The 17,175-nt window shown below is 44.5% G+C and carries 12 protein-coding genes; 2 read left to right on the top strand and 10 right to left on the bottom strand.

Annotation, left to right across the window (positions count from 1 at the left end):
• Nucleotides 1-105 precede the first annotated feature (105 nt).
• The 4 genes from recN to ACHUFN_RS03135 all read right to left on the bottom strand — a co-directional run bounded on the left by recN (nt 106) and on the right by ACHUFN_RS03135 (nt 6,274).
• On the bottom strand, nt 106-1,791 hold the full coding sequence (recN, locus tag ACHUFN_RS03150) for a DNA repair protein RecN (protein ID WP_394220851.1): 1,686 nt from the start codon (nt 1,789-1,791) through the stop codon (nt 106-108).
• A 410-nt stretch (nt 1,792-2,201) separates the two neighbouring features.
• Nucleotides 2,202-2,711, bottom strand: coding sequence for a DNA starvation/stationary phase protection protein Dps (gene dps / locus ACHUFN_RS03145; RefSeq protein ID WP_394220850.1), 510 nt, complete (start codon nt 2,709-2,711; stop codon nt 2,202-2,204).
• 254 nt (nt 2,712-2,965) lie between these two features.
• The gene (gene nadK, locus ACHUFN_RS03140) at nt 2,966-3,841 is read right to left on the bottom strand and encodes an NAD(+) kinase (RefSeq protein WP_394220849.1); all 876 of its coding nucleotides are present in this window, start codon (nt 3,839-3,841) and stop codon (nt 2,966-2,968) included.
• A gap of 90 nt (nt 3,842-3,931) precedes the next feature.
• Nucleotides 3,932-6,274, bottom strand: a complete 2,343-nt coding sequence (locus tag ACHUFN_RS03135) for a fatty acid cis/trans isomerase (RefSeq protein WP_394221039.1) — start codon at nt 6,272-6,274, stop codon at nt 3,932-3,934.
• A 259-nt stretch (nt 6,275-6,533) separates the two neighbouring features.
• On the opposite strand from ACHUFN_RS03135, the gene ACHUFN_RS03130 reads away from it, so the two are divergent.
• Complete coding sequence (locus ACHUFN_RS03130; RefSeq protein WP_394220848.1) at nt 6,534-7,694, top strand: iron-containing alcohol dehydrogenase; 1,161 nt, start codon at nt 6,534-6,536, stop codon at nt 7,692-7,694.
• Nucleotides 7,695-7,829: 135 nt separating this feature from the next.
• On the opposite strand, the gene ACHUFN_RS03125 is transcribed toward ACHUFN_RS03130, so the two are convergent.
• The 6 genes from ACHUFN_RS03125 to ACHUFN_RS03100 all read right to left on the bottom strand — a co-directional run bounded on the left by ACHUFN_RS03125 (nt 7,830) and on the right by ACHUFN_RS03100 (nt 14,426).
• Nucleotides 7,830-9,308 carry a methyl-accepting chemotaxis protein gene (locus ACHUFN_RS03125; protein WP_394220847.1) on the bottom strand — a complete coding sequence of 493 codons (1,479 nt, stop codon included), beginning with the start codon at nt 9,306-9,308 and terminating at the stop codon, nt 7,830-7,832.
• Between the two features lie 8 nt (nt 9,309-9,316).
• Nucleotides 9,317-9,829, bottom strand: a complete 513-nt coding sequence (locus ACHUFN_RS03120) for a PAS domain-containing protein (RefSeq protein ID WP_394220846.1) — start codon at nt 9,827-9,829, stop codon at nt 9,317-9,319.
• A gap of 130 nt (nt 9,830-9,959) precedes the next feature.
• Nucleotides 9,960-10,727, bottom strand: coding sequence for a 3-hydroxybutyrate dehydrogenase (locus tag ACHUFN_RS03115; RefSeq protein WP_394220845.1), 768 nt, complete (start codon nt 10,725-10,727; stop codon nt 9,960-9,962).
• A complete protein-coding gene (locus ACHUFN_RS03110; protein WP_394221038.1) occupies nt 10,720-11,796 on the bottom strand; it encodes an extracellular catalytic domain type 2 short-chain-length polyhydroxyalkanoate depolymerase in 1,077 nt (358 codons plus the stop codon). Before ACHUFN_RS03110 ends, ACHUFN_RS03115 begins: the two co-directional genes overlap by 8 nt.
• On the bottom strand, nt 11,796-12,974 hold the full coding sequence (locus ACHUFN_RS03105; RefSeq protein ID WP_394221037.1) for an E22 family MetX-like putative esterase: 1,179 nt from the start codon (nt 12,972-12,974) through the stop codon (nt 11,796-11,798). The genes ACHUFN_RS03110 and ACHUFN_RS03105 overlap by 1 nt, the downstream gene beginning before the upstream one ends.
• A gap of 156 nt (nt 12,975-13,130) precedes the next feature.
• Nucleotides 13,131-14,426, bottom strand: a complete 1,296-nt coding sequence (locus ACHUFN_RS03100) for a GntP family permease (RefSeq protein ID WP_394220844.1) — start codon at nt 14,424-14,426, stop codon at nt 13,131-13,133.
• 262 nt (nt 14,427-14,688) lie between these two features.
• Between ACHUFN_RS03100 and ACHUFN_RS03095 the strand changes: the two genes are divergently transcribed.
• Nucleotides 14,689-17,055 (top strand): TonB-dependent receptor, encoded by a 2,367-nt coding sequence (locus ACHUFN_RS03095; protein ID WP_394220843.1) that lies wholly within the window; start codon nt 14,689-14,691, stop codon nt 17,053-17,055.
• Nucleotides 17,056-17,175 lie beyond the last annotated feature (120 nt).

Here is a 17,175-nt window from a genome sequence, read left to right as displayed (position 1 = left end):
TGCCTTTGTTAGTGCCAACGAACTTTGCAATCGCTAATTTCGTGGCTGTTTTATTGCAAGCGCGATGGCATGCTACATTGACAACTATGACCAATCAACTGCATTTTAGTTCGACGACGCGCTTTTAAGCAGCTCTTTTGCGTTAGCTAACGCTGATTTGGTTACTTTATCACCGGCAAGTAGGCGTGCTAGTTCGTCAATTCTGTCTTGTTTAGTGAGCGCCAACATTTGTGTTTCTGTACTTTCACCATCCGTAAGTTTTGTAACAAACAGTTGATTGTGCGCTTGTGCTGCCACTTGAGGCAAGTGCGTAACGCACATTACCTGCGCTTGTTTCCCTAATTTACGAAGCAGGCCGCCAACGATTGAGGCCGTTGGTCCGCTAATACCAGTATCTACTTCGTCAAAAATCATGGTAGGTGTGGCATGGTGCCCACTTGCGATGACTTGAATGGCTAACCCAATGCGTGAAAGCTCGCCACCAGAAACCACTTTTTCCAGTTTGTCTGCGTCTTGGCCAGGATTTGTCGACACTCTAAATTCAACCGTATCAAGCCCTGAGCTAACAGGTTTTTTAAGCTCGTCGTACTGTATTTGGATATCAACTTTTGCATGAGGCATATTCATTTGACGGATTTGTGCTTCAATATCTTCACTTAATTTGGCTGCAGCACGTTGCCTGCTTTCAGACAGCCCTTTTGTCGCGGTCAAATAGGTAGCACGTGAGCCGTCTACTTCACACTCTAGCGTGCCTAACAGTGTTTCTTGCTCTGACAACGAATTAAATTCAGCGGTCAATTCTTGGTGATGTTGATAAAGCCCCTCAGGCATTACGGTATGTTTGCGTGCCAGTTCCATGGCTTTAGCATAACGCGCTTCAACCTGCTGCAAACGCAGCGGGTCTATTTCCAAATGATCGCAATAACTGCGCAACTCGCCAGCTGCTTCTTCCACCTGAATTGCTGCATCGTTTAATAATGCGATAATGGGCGTTAAGCTTGCATCGTGTGTTTCTAATTCACCTAATCGCTCAATGCTGCTTTGAATGACAGATAGCGCATTGCCTTCATCACTCTCGTACAAGTTATATACACTGGTTTGTGCTTGTTCTAAAAGACTTTGACCGTTGCTTAAGCGCTTGTGTTCTGTTTCTAACTCTTCAAATTCGCCTTCTTCAATTGCAAATTCGTCAAGCTCTTGAACCTGATAAGTCAGAAGCTGCAAGCGATCTTCACGTTGCTGAGCTTGTTCTTGCAGAGCTTTTAAGGTGCGCTGTTTGTCACGCCAAACCGAGTAGGTCTCTTTCACCTTACTTAGTGCGTCACCATGTTGAGCATAGCCGTCTACTAGCTCTCTTTGATGGTCTTCTTTTAGTAATTGAAGGTGAGTGTTCTGACCGTGAATGGCCAGTAAAAACTGACCCAAACCTTTTAATTGCTGAAGTGAGGCTGGGATGCCATTAATAAACGCTTTTGAACGGCCTTCTTTTGATATAACTCTGCGGATAAAGCAGCTGTTCTCATCTTCGTCTGACGTTAACTCATGTTCATCAAGAAACGCTTTTGCCATTTCATTGCCGTTTAAATTAAAGTGAGCAATGATTTCCGCTTTTGAACTGCCTTTTCGAACAGCATTTGCATCAGCGCGTTCACCTAAACATAGGCTTAATGCATCAATAGCAATGGATTTACCTGCACCGGTCTCACCCGTAATTGCGGTAAGGCCATTTTCAAGCTGAACAGACAGTTGTTTTACAACGGCAAAATTGGAAATAGAAAGATGCGCTAACATAACCACACTCGAAAAAGTTGAACATGATGATATATACAGTAACTGATAATATATACAGTATTTTGTGAGAGTAAAGTTAAGTCGGTAAAAATTTTATAAAAAATTAGGTATTAATTTATAAGACCTTTGTAGATCAAGTAGATAGTTTTGAATTAATTCTGTCGTTCATATGTGATCACAACCACAATTTTAAATTGAGGCGATACGCTTTATTACTGTCCGTACAGTGCAGTGAGAAATGATTTTGAAAGGCGTATAAACTATAGCAATAAAAGGGCGCGCAGCAAAAAGGAGAGCGCTGGCTCTCCTTTAATAAACAACTTTATATATTGGGCCTAAAGTAGAGGTTAAAAGCGCTTACACTCAGTCCTTTACACTAAGCTCTCAAACCCTAATACCCAGCTAATTTGTTACTGCTGTAGCTCACCGTCGGCAGATTCAAGATGAGCACGTACAAACCATTGAAATTGCTCTAGTTCGGCTAATTGACCCGTCACCATGTCTTCAGATACAGCATCCATTTCGCCCAGATTATCAATAGCTTTTCTATGATCGCCATTAACGCCTTCATATACCGCATCAAGTGCTTTCAAATGGTCAATTACTAAGCCCTTTCCAATGTTATAATCTTCCCAACTACGGCCTTCTACGATGGCCTTGGGTGTTCCCTTAGGCACGCCCCCCAGTGTCGCTATACGCTCAGCAATTGTATCTGTCATTTCACGCACAGCATCCACTTGTGGGTCTAGCATCTCATGTACGCCTATGAAGTTTGGACCAACCACATTCCAGTGGATGTGTTTGAGAGTTAGTTGCAAGTCTAATAGCGCGACCAATCGTTGTTCCAATACCTCAATTGTCTTGGCAGCGGTATCATTATCCATTCCTGGGGCTGTGAATTTGATATTGGTATTACTCATGATATCTCCTGTTGAGTGCAATAAATCAGCAAAATGAAATATATCGATAAGGTCTAGTACATAAACCAACGTGCTGAAACTTGAACTGGTAGCTGCAACAGGTGTGCCGAATTCCTCAACGTTGTTAAGTCTCGGATAAATCTACGGAAATTTAAGAGTATTAAAAATTCTTTATTTTTCAAGCCTGTAGCGTTCAAGAAAATGCTACAGGCTTATGTAATAAATGCACGATCTTGCTTATAAGAGCCATTAGGTCAGTATAGTTTGCTACCCCAACCCAATTTTTTGCGAAGTACATTGAAATAGCTATAACCTTTGGGGTGAACAAGGTGTAGTTTATCGACGCTCTTATTTATACGAATTTCGTCTCCGGGCAACACTGGCAATACAATGTGGCTGTCACAGCTTACTTGAAGTGAATCGCTATTTACCTTAGACACTTTCATCGACACCTGGCTATCAGCGTCTACAACAATAGGACGACTACTTAACGTATGTGGGAACATAGGCACCAATGTAAGCGCGTCTAGCTTGGGCATGATGATTGGCCCGCCTGCTGACAATGAGTAAGCCGTTGAGCCTGTTGGTGTGGCAACGATTAAACCATCGCTACGCTGACTAAATACGAACTGCTCATCGATGTAAATTTCAAACTCCATCATATGAGCAACTTTTCCGTGGTGGAGTACAACCTCGTTCACCGCTGAATTGTTGCTTTTGAGCTTTTCATGCCTATACACCTCAACTTCGAGTAAAAAGCGCTTTTCAACAACGCAGTCACCGTTAAAGATAAGGTCAAGTTGCTGAACAATATCATCAGGGTGGATGTCTGTTAAAAAGCCCAGATTTCCGCGGTTTACGCCTACAACATGTATGTCAAAGCGAGCGAGCACACGTGCAGCGCCAAGCATACTGCCGTCACCGCCAACAACAACGGCAAGGTCTGCTTCTTTTCCAATAGTTACAAGGTTACAACTTTCAAAGTTTTCAGTTTCAAGCTCTTCAGCAATACTTTCCTCAACCAATAATTTGCAGCCTTTTGCCAGCAAATATTCCGCTAAAATATTCAGACTGTCGTGAGTAGCAGCGTGTTGAGGTTTTCCAATTAAAGCAACGGTTTGATAGGGCATGGAATGCTAATGTCCTTTCATTTCCAATGGTTGGACATTAGCACAGGTGATTTGCAAAAGAAAAGTACAAACCGTGACACAATGCACGCTTTAGCGATCTTCTAATCGATTGTAGTCCAGTAGCCCGCCTTCAATGGGGTAGTGCTTACTTGACCACTTAATGAGTTTATCGCTGAATGCCCAAAACGCGGGGTTGGTGCGACGCATACCAACACGGTTTAGCAGAGCTTCATAATCTGCTTCACTTTTAATCGATTTGAGCTGATCGACAGATGCTGTTACTTCAGACGCATTGATATACCAAAACGCATCAGGATAACTGCCCAATAAGCCGTGCACTAACGTGATAGAGTCTTTAGAAGGGTTTCGGTTTTCCTCTTCTTCGAAAAGACTGTTCACGTTGTAATGAGCGCTGTTTCGCAATACAGTGAACACATCAATATTGTCAGGGTTTTCGTCATCTTTTACCACAACCATCGTGGTTTCTGGCATTAATGTAGCTTGTTGCGCTGGCAGAAAATCTAAGTTTGCTAATACTTCAAATTGTTTGGTAGAAAGTATGTTCCTGTTATAAGTCGATTTAGCAGGCTGCACGTTCGATAAATGTTGCATAAGCATTTGGTAAAGTTCTTTTTGTGGGGTGTTGGTTTCAAACGCAATGCCTGTTGGCTGATCGAAGCTATTGATATCCCCTTCTAAATAGTCGGTCAGTTCAGGACTTGCATTTTGATACCAGTTGTCAAGAAGCGTGCGACGAGAAAGCGGTGGTAGAAAGTTTAGAAAATTAGACTCACCTTCCATACGTAGAAAGTCCATATACAGGCGGGTCATTAATTGATGCCCATAGTTACCGTATACATCGAACCCTGCCACTAGCAGGTAGTGAATACGCTCTAATAAGGCATAATCGATAACCCATGCGGTTTTAGGTGGCTCACCCATTAACCCTTTCACTACCGTTGCGTTATCAAAATGACGAAACACCGTTAAGCTGGCATTAGTGTTGCTGCCATCGCCGTCCCAAATACTTGAAATATTAAGGTGTTCTTTGTTTTCAAATTCACTGTTTAAGAAGGCCGTTCTAGCGCGCATGTATTCGCCCTGGCGCTTAGCGTAATTCACCCAATTAACCGCAAGTGCTGTACTGTCTTTTTCAGCGGGCAAATGGAGGTTTTCCTTTTGCGAGGTGTAAAAAGCATTCACTTGTTCAGAGGCGGCAATGTCTGGGTCGACGAAGAACACCCAAAATCGGTCGTTTATCACGTTTAGCGCCACTTGACCACGGCATACTGGGCCTTTGATATAACCCATTATGGTGTTTTGAGCGCGCTCAAGCATAAATCGATAGCGACTTTCTACTGGCAGCAAGGTAAAAGCGGTGAGCGGATTCGCTGCCACTTCCGGTTCGTAAGAGGGGAGAGTTTCAACAGTAAAATTCGCTTCGACAAACCACGCCTGCCATTTATCCAACAATGCTTGATTAATAGCGTATGCCTGATGTGTTTTACTCACGATAGTGGAGGATACAGGTTGCAAGCGATAGTAAACGCGTTCCACGTTAGGTGTGTCAAAAGGCCTGCGGGTTGCGATAATGTCTAGCGCCTCTCCTGGAGGAGTGCGAGAACGAACCAAGTTGAAAAACTGCGGCGTTTTGTTTTTCTTAGTCAATTCTTCGAAATAAAGGTGCGTCGTAAACAAGTGTTCGTAAATGTAGCGCGCAGAAAGCTGCATCTCGTTGCTATTGCCGTTAAGCCACGCTTCTAACTGAAGTACTTGCTCAGTTAATTCATTAGCAAGTGTAGAGGGTGAAGGCAGAGGAGCCCCGTGATTAAGCCATTGAATAAGTGTGGCGTGCTCACTATCCGATAGGCCTGGCAGCGCGTAGGGCATGCCGCCTAGAGGCTGGCCTGCAATGTACTCTCCCATTTCATCTATTGTTGGGCATTGATTTTCTCTGTTTAAACTAATATCAAAGCCATTGCCCAAATGAGTGGTTTGGGGCAATGGATGTTGTTTCTTTAATAGCAGCATTTGCGCTAGCACCGACGATTGCGTAGGCGAAGTGTTTGCGTCTTTATTGGAAGGTAGGACATCGAAAAAGCCTCTCTCCCTCCATGCATCTACTGAGTGAGCGTCAAGAAACATTCTGTTTGGCTGGGCTGCAGTAAGGCGCGTGCCTTCGTATACTTTTTCTATGTTGGCGCCTCTGGCTATGCCTTCTGCAGATGACATTTTTAGCTGGCAGGGTGCGTCATAACACGCATGACACACCACACAGCGCTTTGTAAGTACCGGGTTAACTTGCTCACCAAAAAAATTATCAGGCAATTGCGCCATGGTAGGAATGGTGTCGCTCGGTGACAGCAGAGGTGCTTCAGGTTTCGGCCATTGCCATATTGCTAGTGCAATGACGGCTATAAGCAATGAAACCATAAAGAGTTTTTTCATAATAGTGTTCCAAAGATGCGTTGTTGCCAGTCTAACACTCATTTAAGTATGGCGATATTTTAAACGCTATCATCGCGTGAATACGTAGTGAGCCTTTACACCTTTAAATAAGAGGTCAGGATGACGGCTTCATCATCAATAGTTGCTGCTAACAAAAAACTTACATTACCGTTGCGTTGAACGAAGTAGAAAGTATGCTGGGTTAAACCATAATTGGAATAATGACTATCGCAGGGAGGAAAAAATGTCTCATCAAATCATCTTACCAAGAGTGATGCATATAGGAAGACACGCCAGCCAACGTATCGCTGAGACGTTGAAAGGACTGAATTGCAAAACGCCGTTATTGGTTACCGACAAGGTTATGGTTGAGTTGGGGTACAGTGCAGCCATTGTAAATGTACTTGAGGAAGCAGGCATAGATGTCGATGTCTTTTCAGATACAGTTCCTGAGCCCACAGTTTCGTCTATTCGCAAAGGTGTTGATGCTCTCAAAACCAAGCCTTACGACTGCATTATTGCTTTAGGAGGTGGTAGCCCAATAGATAGTGCTAAAGCCATTGCCATATTAGGCAAGTACGGGGGTGAAATGCGCGACTACAAATTCCCTCGAGTCGTTAATGAAGCCGGATTACCCATTGTCGCCATTCCCACAACAGCGGGAACGGGCTCTGAGGTTACGCGATTTACCATTATTACTGATGAAGATACGACAGAAAAAATGCTGTGTGTCGGATTGGGATTTATGCCAACAGCAGCGCTGGTCGACTACAGTTTAACGCAAAGCTTACCCGCTCGGGTTACTGCTGATACGGGGATTGACGCGCTTACTCATGCTATTGAGGCTTTTGTGAGTCGTAAAGCCAACCTTTATAGTGACGCACAGGCATTATCCTCAATGGCACTGATTGCACCTAATTTGCGTACTGTTTTTGCAGACCCCTCAAATGAAACTGCACGAGAGTCGATGATGCTAGGCTCAACGCTTGCTGGTATTGCGTTTTCAAATGCATCGGTGGCGCTTGTGCACGGAATGAGTCGACCTATTGGTGCTGCGTTTCATGTGCCTCACGGCTTGTCGAACGCTATGTTACTGCCAACAGTTACCGCTTTTTCTATACCTGGTGCCGCTTCGCGCTATGCTCAATGTGCTCGTGCGATGGGAGTTGCCTCTCAAAGTGATACAGACGACGCAGCCAATCAAAAGTTAATTCACGAGTTAAACTTGCTTAATGCAGATTTGCAGGTGCCTACACCTGCAGAATTCGGTATTGATAGAGATGAATTTCTGGCTAAAGTAGTGACTATGGCAGAACAGGCAATCGCGTCGGGCTCACCGGCTAACAACCCATTGGTGCCGACTGTAGATGAGGTGATTAATTTGTATCAGTCACTGTATCGTTAAGCAACATTTGTTTTGTTGCCCAGCGGCCTTCGTCAAGAAGGCGCCGGGCATAGTAACGTTACAAACGGTGGCATGCACAAAATTGCCATCGGATGGACGTTGCGCGGTCTTTCAATTTAAAGGCTCGCTTTGGCGTTAGCCAGCCTTTTCATAGGTAAGCATATCGCTAATGCATTGCATCATGCCTTTACTGGCATTTTCTGCAACTCTTATTCTCTCTACTAGCTCATTGAGTATGGTGTCGTCTTTCATCCAGTCCATCTTCACTAGGTCAAATGCCTCTTGCACGTGTTCGTGCACTTCGACATGGTGTGCTTCTAGGTTTCTGTAACCTTTAGTGCCGCTGAACGTTTTTTTGCTAGCATCACTGTTGTACCACTTAGCCAATCGGCTGTTAGTATGCGCATCGCTGACGGCGTCAGCCTCTTCGCCTACACCGCCTTTCTCAAGACCAATATATCCATTTTGCATAAAAATCACGTGGTCTAACTGAACAAGCGATGCAAAAGCGCGGTCTTTTGTTTGAGACATCAACGTAATCGTTGACTGAGCAGCAGTGGCAACGTTATCAAAGTTATGATGAAACGTTTTTACTTCGTCCCCAATTTGTTTGGTTTGCTGGCTAACATTTAACGTGTGGTGAACCATCGAGTCTATCTGTGCCCTCAATTTACTAATAATTTCTGTAATCTCTTCGGTAGAGGTGCGCGTGCGTGTTGCAAGGTTGCGTACTTCATCTGCCACAACTGCAAAGCCTCTCCCAACGTCGCCAGCACGGGCAGCTTCTATAGCAGCGTTCAACGCAAGCAAATTAGTTTGATCGGCAATATCACTAATTAACTTGATTGTTTCAGATATTTTATGACTTTGGTTTTCCAGCTCTCGCGCAGTAACTTCAACTGTCTCCATTCGTTCATTAACATCACTAATGGCATCGTTGATACCGGAAACGGTCTCACGACTTCTATGTGCGCCATCTCTACTCTCTGTCGCAATATCTAACACGTCATCCATTTTAGACGACAGTAAACTTAAATCTGATTGGCTATTTTTTAAATTAACTAACAAATTTGAGGTATTCAGCTGATGCAGATCGCTCATAAGCTTATTTTGACGAGCAAAGGTGTCAGCATCTTCCATTCCCTTTATTGCTACGTTGACGTTGGTCATCATCTTCCCAAACTCTCCGGGCATTCCATCAGTAAGCCCTTTACGAAAAAACTTGCGCTGACTTGTGGCGTGAAAACTGTTAGACAGCTCTTTGAAGTTGGACTCAATGATATCTAGAAAGTCATTTAATGCCCAAGCTACTCTGCCCACTTCACCAAGCCCTTTGGTATTGGTATTTCTAACGTAGGTATTACCCGCGCGAGCTTGATCTAACGTTTTTTCTATAGTATCCAATGCTTTAATAGGTTTGTTGTGGTCAATCCATGCGATGAGTGCGAAACTACTTGTCAATATAGGTGACACAATATTAGGAATGTTGAGCCCATACTGCCATAAGTTTATTGCGCTAATTAGAAGAGAAAGTAGCGCAAAAATAATGCACGTGAGGGCATATTTCTGATGTATGAAAGGGTAGTTTTTACTGGTGTGTTTTTGAGTATTCACAAAGAAGCCTATCGATACTGTTGATAGTGGTTAAGAATAAATTCGTCATAGTTTGTGCTGGTTTGCTCAGCACAATAGTTAACCATCCATTCCCAACTCGTTTCTGGTGCGCTCGCTTTGTCGCACTTACGTTCGATTTCTCTCATTTTTTCATAAATGTCGATAATATCGGTGAGCGCTCCTTTCGGTGCAACTCGTCGAACAGAGTAGTAACCGACAGGTTTTTGATTGTGAAAGTCAGGCGTAACGTTGGCAAATACCCAATAATAGTTACCGTCATAAGTACTATTTTTTACGAAACCGAAGAATTCCTCGTGGCTTTTCAGCGTCTTCCACATACCGTAGAAAACACCTCTAGGCATGTCCGGATGTCGAATAATCCGGTGTGGTTTACCAAGTAACTCCGACTCTGGATAATTACAAACACGCATAAACAGGCGGTTGGCGTAAGTAATGCGACCGCTTAAATCTGTCTTGCTAACGATAATTTCATTTGGGGAAAAGTTGATTTCTTTAGCCATCAATACTGCCAACTAAAAATTTGGATTATTTTGAGACGTACTGTATTGAAGTTTTAAAAAAAGAAATTAGATGCAGATCAAAGAAAGGCTAAAAGTTTCGATGAAGCACTTTAGCCTTTAGTCTAACTTTTTAGCGTGCAGTCCAGCCACCATCCAGCACCATAGTTTGGCCAGTAATATTTCGGGCGCTTGGCGACATTAAAAAACTCGCCGTGTCAGCCAGTTCTTCTACACTTACGAATTGTTTTTTTGGCATAGGCTCTAGCATTATCTTTGTTACTACCTCTTCCTCAGTAAGGTTGTTTTCTTTCGCCTGTGCCGCAATTTGCTGCTCTACCAAAGGGGTTTTTACATAGGCAGGACAAAGGGTATTGATTGTTACATCACAGTCACCGGTTTCAAGGGCAATGGTTTTTGCAAACCCTAACAGGCCGTGCTTCGCAGCGACATAAGCAGACTTATATGGCGACGCTACAAGAGAATGAATTGAACCTACATTAATAATACGCCCATAGTTTTGTTCACGCATGGCGGGCAAAAAGGTTTGGGTTAAGAGGGCAGGGCCAACAAGCATAATATTAATAAGCTGTTGCCATTTATCCGAAGGGAAATCCTCTATGCGAGACACGTGTTGGATACCCGCGTTATTAATAAGTACGTCAACGGAGTGTTTGCCTAGCACTTCAGGGAGCGCAGCAACTTGCTGAGCGTTACATACGTCAACGGCCACGGCACTGGCCGACCCTTCCAAATGTGCAAGCGTGGTCACTGCCTCCTTTGCCGCTTGTTCGTTGATATCTGCGATGATGACATGATGGCCTTGCTTCATCATTGATTCAGCAATGCCAAAGCCAATGCCGCTCGCGCCGCCTGTTATAAATACTGTTCGCTTACTCACTAGCGTCTCCTACTGGTTTAGTCGATGATGAACCACTGTTTAATGAGAAGAGCAGTTGCTTTACAGCGCTAATTTGCGCGCCATCTCTGTTAGCGTAGTCGCTAGATGCGTAGCCCCACCAATCCCAACAGCCTTGTGGGTTTAATGGCATAAAGAGTGACTTCTTCGTTTGTGGGTACAGCACAACAATATTATTGTCGTCTGCCCATTCATTTAAACCGGTTTGCGTGGTGTAGGCATCACCAACGGCATCTGCGTACTGGTTACAACCGTGGAAACTAATGTGCGCGCTGCAGGTTTCACCCTTGGCACAGCTTTCAGGCACATAAACAAAGCCTTCACTTGCCAATGTTTTAGCATTGCTTCCCGCAATTTTTTGCTGGTCTATCGAATGTAGCTTTCCTGAAAGGGTGTCATCTGGTGCTGAAATTCCCTCAACAAGGTGCGAGAGCATGGCACCGGCTGCATCATAATCACAATCACCAATAAACGGATTGTCTGACATCACACAGCTTATGCCTTTATCTTGGGTTGGAAACAAATGCGCGAAGGGTTTGTCGTTCACATACACAATATTTTGAGTGTCTGTCCATTTTTTATATTGCTCAAAAAGCAGATTGCTGACATCAGCCACTACTCGTGTATCGCGGGTGCCGTGTAAAAGCCATACTTTGGCGTCTTTCATGTTGGAAAGCGATGCAATTTTACCGTCAGCCTCATACTGCTTGGCTTTTTGATTGAGCGCTTCAAGGTCAATTTCGCCCTCTACCTTGTTCACACACTGCGCAAGGGCGGTAGTAATGTCGCCTTGAGCACAAAAGTAAGGACCAGCGGCAATTACGCCAACGCCTGTAACCCAATCGCTATGGGCCAATTGAAATTGCGTTGCCATGTAACCGCCCGAAGACAATCCAGACACGGTCACATTGCTTAAATCAAGGGTAAGATTATCAATGTTTTGTGCTGCATTGTTAGGCATGTTGTCTTGGGCCACTAACGCCGAACTGAAGGATAATGCGCTTAGTAAAGAAAGACAAAGCGCGCGGCGTAAATAGGATTTTGTGTTCATCATTGCATTGCTGCCTTTTCGTTTTCTAAAAATTGACGAATTGCTTGCGCTTGAGCGGAAATGTTGGTTACTCCTTCTAAATGGCCCAACTTGCCGTCTAGCGTAATCAAGGTGCTGTCTTTATTCATTGAAGTTAAATCTTGATGGGCCCTTTGCGATAAATATGGCATTAAAAGCAGATCAGTGTGGGCCGGGATAAAGAGCGTTTTCGCCTTTATCTTTGCTAAACCTTGTTGAAGGTTATCTTGATGCCCAGCAACAAAAAGTTGGCAAGCGCGAACTAAATATAAAAGATGATTGGCGTCCATCGTTTTTGCACGAGCCTGCGCGCGCTCAAAAAGCCAGTTTACAATGCTGTGCGACTGACGAATATCGTTAAGCGGTGCGGTCTCAATATTTTCAAACCCTAACGTGCTTCCTTGCTCGTTAAAAAACGAAGGAGTAAGTGCATTTTGTGTAATTAACATTAGTGATGCCGCTAAACCTGCGAGAGGGGCTGTTTCTTTTGTGTAGTTACCATTGTTCCATTGCTTATCAAGCTTGATAGGTGTTGCCCAGTGCTCTAAGGCTGCAGTCGTCCAGGCATCGCTTTGACCTGCGCCGATAACTGAAATCATGCGCTCCACCCAATCAGGGTAAGCGCTCGCCCAGTCAATGGCCTGCATAGACCCCATCGAAGGCCCAATAACAGCATAAAGCTTGTTTATACCTAGGCTTTCAAGTAGCGTTTTTTGTACATTCACAAAGTCGCGTATTGTGATTATCGGAAAATCTAATCCGTAGGGTTTTCCTGTATCTGGGTTAATTGACGAAGGGCCAGTTGTTATAACATTGGGGGCGTAAGCATTTAAATTAGCCAGTGTGTCGACACTGACAACGTAGAAGCGCTCGGTATCAATGGCTTTTCCCGGGCCAATTAAGCTGTCCCAGTAACCGGGGGCGGCATCGTTAATATTGTATTTGCCCGCCGCATGGGATGACCCCGAAAAGTAATGCGTAATAAGAATGACGTTACTTTTGGTGTCGTTAAGTTTGCCGTAAGCTTCCCAACCTACCCGGACATCTTTTATTTGTTTCCCCCCAAACGTTTTGAAATGAGGTATTTCAAATACTTGTTTTTCCAAAAGTAAAGTCTGTGTACTTAAAGAAGCTTCAAGCATCGAGTCAGCGCGCTTCATTTCATTAGCATTCGCGTGAGCACTTAACATTAAAGCTAAGAAAATGACCGTGAACCGCAAAGAGAGAAGCGAGGTTTTCTTATACATAAAATTTGTCCTTTTGAAACAGCGCTATTTTATTGAGTGCGTTGCTACATCCATTAAACGCTGACGACTTCACAAAACGCTAAATAAGCCAATGGCCATGGCGAGGCCAATTAGCGGCACAACCACGGTAAGTGCTCCCACTGACCAATATGCCGCTTGATGCGTTTCGTTGCAGATGGCGCGTATGGTGGTTACCACATAACCATTATGAGGCAGCGAGTCCAATGCACCTGAAGATATTGAAACTATTCTATGCAGCTGTTCAGGTTCAACACCTTGGTCAAGGTAGTGAGGCGCTACAAGAGGAAGGGCGATAGCTTGGCCGCCTGATGCACTGCCCGTTAAGCCCGCAATAACACTTACGGCAATAGCAGCACCAATAAGTTCGTTACCGGGTATTTGTGTCATTAGCGCGACCGTTGATTGAAACGCCTCGGTATTTTTCGCGATAGAACCAAACCCTACTACCGCTGCCGTATTACCTATGGCAATTAGGGCCCCCGTTGTTCCTGCATTTATTGCCATCGACAGACTTTGAAAGTGTTTGTAGTTAATTACTAATAAGCACAATACGCCACCGCCTAACGCCAAAATAAGCGCCAGCTGAGCCAGTTCTTCATGAAACAGGAAGGAGATAACCAACACTACGAGCAGTGGAATAATTCCTGTAAGCGGGTGGGGAAGCTCGCGCTCGCGTACCTGTGGGTCGCTAGCTCTAGATTCAAATACTTCACCGTTACTCACCGCTTTTCTTATCATTTTGGCTAGCCACCAGTATCCAAAGCATGCCATGAAGACGGCAACGATTAGGCTCACTTCCCAAGCAGCAAAGGGTGAGGTGCCCAAGTATTTTATGGGGATCCAGTTTTGAATTTCAGGCGAACCCGCAGAAGTCATGGTAAAGGTAACCGAGCCAAAGGCCATAGCGGCAGGAATGAAACGGCGCGGCAAGTTAGCATCTTTGAATAAGCTCACTGCCATGGGGTAAACCGAAAACGCCACAACAAATACGCTAACACCGCCATATGTCAAAATAGCACAAGCCAGCACCACTGCTAACACTGCGCGTTTATAACCAATTTTGGTGATAATCCACCGAGAAACTGCATCCGCTGCGCCCGTGTCTTCCATAAATTTACCGAACAATGCGCCAAGTAAAAACATAAAAAACCACGATGCGATGAAACCGGAGAAGCCGCTCATATAGGTTTGTACAAAATTTACGTCACCTGTGAAAACACCAATACTATTGGTGACAGCCACGATAAGCGCACACAAAGGTGCGGCAATAAAAAGGTTCATTCCGCGTATTGTTAAAACAATAAGCAACAACAGACCGCCTACCAAGCCAATCATACTTAACATAGTTATTATTCCTTAAAAATCTGTGACCGCAGATGATCCAAAACAGTTAAGTCGATTGAAGACTTGCCTACACCTAAAGCAATTAAGTGTATACAAATCAACAAAAAAGCATTCGTTATAGAGATTAAGTTTGACGTTACTTTTGTCAAAATCCCATAGTACGATGGTACTACATACTATTAACAATTAATTAACTAAAGTGGTTTGGACCGTAGGCAATTCATCCAGCAGTGACAAGAATCTAGAACAACAAGGACTCACTATGTCTAAATCAATACACACAAATGGCTTGGTTGCACCCTATCAATCGACCCTGAACTCTGTAGAAACGCGTACATCAAAGAGACCGGTGCACAGCTTGTGTGCGCTCGCTGTAGCCAGTGTACTGTTTTCAACACCTACCTTTTCACAAGACGCTCAAGCTGATGACAACAATCAAAATGAGGAAAAAGGAAAGTTGGAACGCATTGAAGTGACTGCCCGCAGAACAGTTGAATCACTGCAAGAAACGCCGGTTGCAATTACCTCGGTAGGGGCAGTGGAGCTTGGTGAAAAAGGCATTATGGTGCTCACCGAAATACAGCAGTTCTCGCCAAACACTACGCTACAAACCAGCAGAGGCACTAACTCAACGCTTACCGCCTTTATTCGAGGGTTAGGCCAGCAAGACCCACTGTGGGGATATGAGCCGGGCGTAGGTATTTATGTTGATGATGTTTATATTGCGCGCCCTCAAGGTGCGGTACTCGACCTTTTAGACGTGCAGCGAATTGAAGTGTTGCGCGGGCCGCAGGGAACCCTATACGGTAAAAATACAATAGGGGGCGCTGTTAAGTACGTCACAAAAGAGATGACCGGCGATACCCAAATGAACGTTGAAGCAACGGTGGGAAGCTATAACCAGCGCGATATTCGAGTTACTGGGCAATTACCACTAGTTGAAGATACGGTATATCTTGGTGTGGGTTACGCTAATTTAAATCGCGACGGGTTTGGTGAGTATTTAGTAAGCGCATTGCCAAATCAAGACAAAGAAAACTACAACAAAGACTTGTGGGCTGCGCGAGTTACGCTTGAAGTGCACCCCAGTGACGATTTGTTTTTTAGAATCGGTTGGGATAAAACCGAAGACACCTCTAACGCCAAAGGGGGCTATCGCTTAATTCCCAGCATACTAACAGATGCACCGGTTCCAGATTCGGTCTTTGATTCTTATACCAGTCTGCCAACGTGGAACAAAGTTGAACTAGAAGGGTACAACTGGCTAGCGCGTTACACCGTCAATGATAATTTAGAGCTTAAATATATTGGCTCACACAGAGAGAGCTACTCCCCGACAAATATCGATTTTGACAATACACCGTTGCCTATTTTTGATGTGCCTGCAGAATACGATGATAGTAACGATACCCACGAGCTTCAGGCAAACTATGTAGGCGACACATTCAGTTTAGTCTCTGGGCTGTACTTTTATGACGGCGAAAGCTGCGGGAACTTCGATGCTATTTTGGGCGTGTTAGGCCAGTCGCTTGGCGCGCCGGGGTTAACCCGCGAGGTAACAGGCTGCAACAATTCTGAAAGCTGGGCTGCCTATGCGCAAATGAGCTATGACGTTACCGACAAAGTGTCGCTCTCTTTAGGTGCACGCTATACCGATGAAGAGAAGTCGGCCATTGTTAATAACGGGCTTGTTTTCGACAATGTTTACCCTTACACAGGCTGGATAGACGGCTATGTGCGTCCAGACGGTCAGCTTGTTCCGCAAGTACTAGGTACAGACACAGACGGCGATGGCGTTTTAGATGCCCCAGCAGTTGAAAGTTGGTCGCGCTTCACTCCGCGTTTAGGTGTGGAATATCAAATGAACCGCGACACCATGTTCTTTGCAAGTTATTCGCAAGGCTTCAAGTCGGGCACCTTTAACCCTCGTGCACAAGTGAACGAGCCTGGAGTTGAGCCAGAGGTAGTGGATAGTTTCGAAGTGGGTGTGAAAAGTGATTTAAGCGACGCGCTTCGAATGAACATTACGTTATTTTCGTATGATCATAAAGACCGTCAATACATTGGTGTAGAAGGCGATTTGTCTGACCCAACCGCGCTTGATCAACGCCTGCGCAACGCAGCAGAAACGGCAGCGAAAGGCGCCGAGTTAGAAATGACGTGGGTTGCCACAGATAACTTACAATTTGATGTGGCCTATGGCTTTATTGATTTTGAAATTAAAGAAAACAATGCGATACCGCCTCTTATTGGCTTGGCAAGCACGCCAGAAAACACCTTTAATTTTAATGCAAACTACCTTCTGGAAACCGACTTTGGCGCTATTTCGTTTAATGCTAACTACTATTATCGCGACGACTATCTGATTTTCGAGACCAGCGATCTTATTCAACAAGATGCGTACGGTATGGTGAATTTGAGCGCGCGCTGGGAGAGCATTGAAGGTAACTGGTACGCTGGCTTACATGTTAAAAACCTTACCGATGAAGAGTACTTAGTGGGTGGGTATGATTTCGTAACGCGTGACGAGCAAGGTAACTTTGGCCCAGGCCTTGGCGGAGACACCACACTTATTGGTTATTATGGTGACCCGCGCACCGTTCATTTAACGGTGGGCTACCGATTCTAAATGCTATCGCGCCTAATACCAATGCCCGCAGTTCATGTGAGTTGCGGGCATTTGTTAAGGCTATACCGTGTATACGCTTACTTTTTTATATTTTTATTTTTGACGTGGTAGTATGTTAAT

Source organism: Alteromonas gracilis (genome assembly GCF_043642145.1).
GTDB classification, from domain to species: Bacteria; Pseudomonadota; Gammaproteobacteria; order Enterobacterales; family Alteromonadaceae; genus Alteromonas; species Alteromonas gracilis_B.
This window is presented reverse-complemented; position numbering and strand designations above follow the sequence as displayed.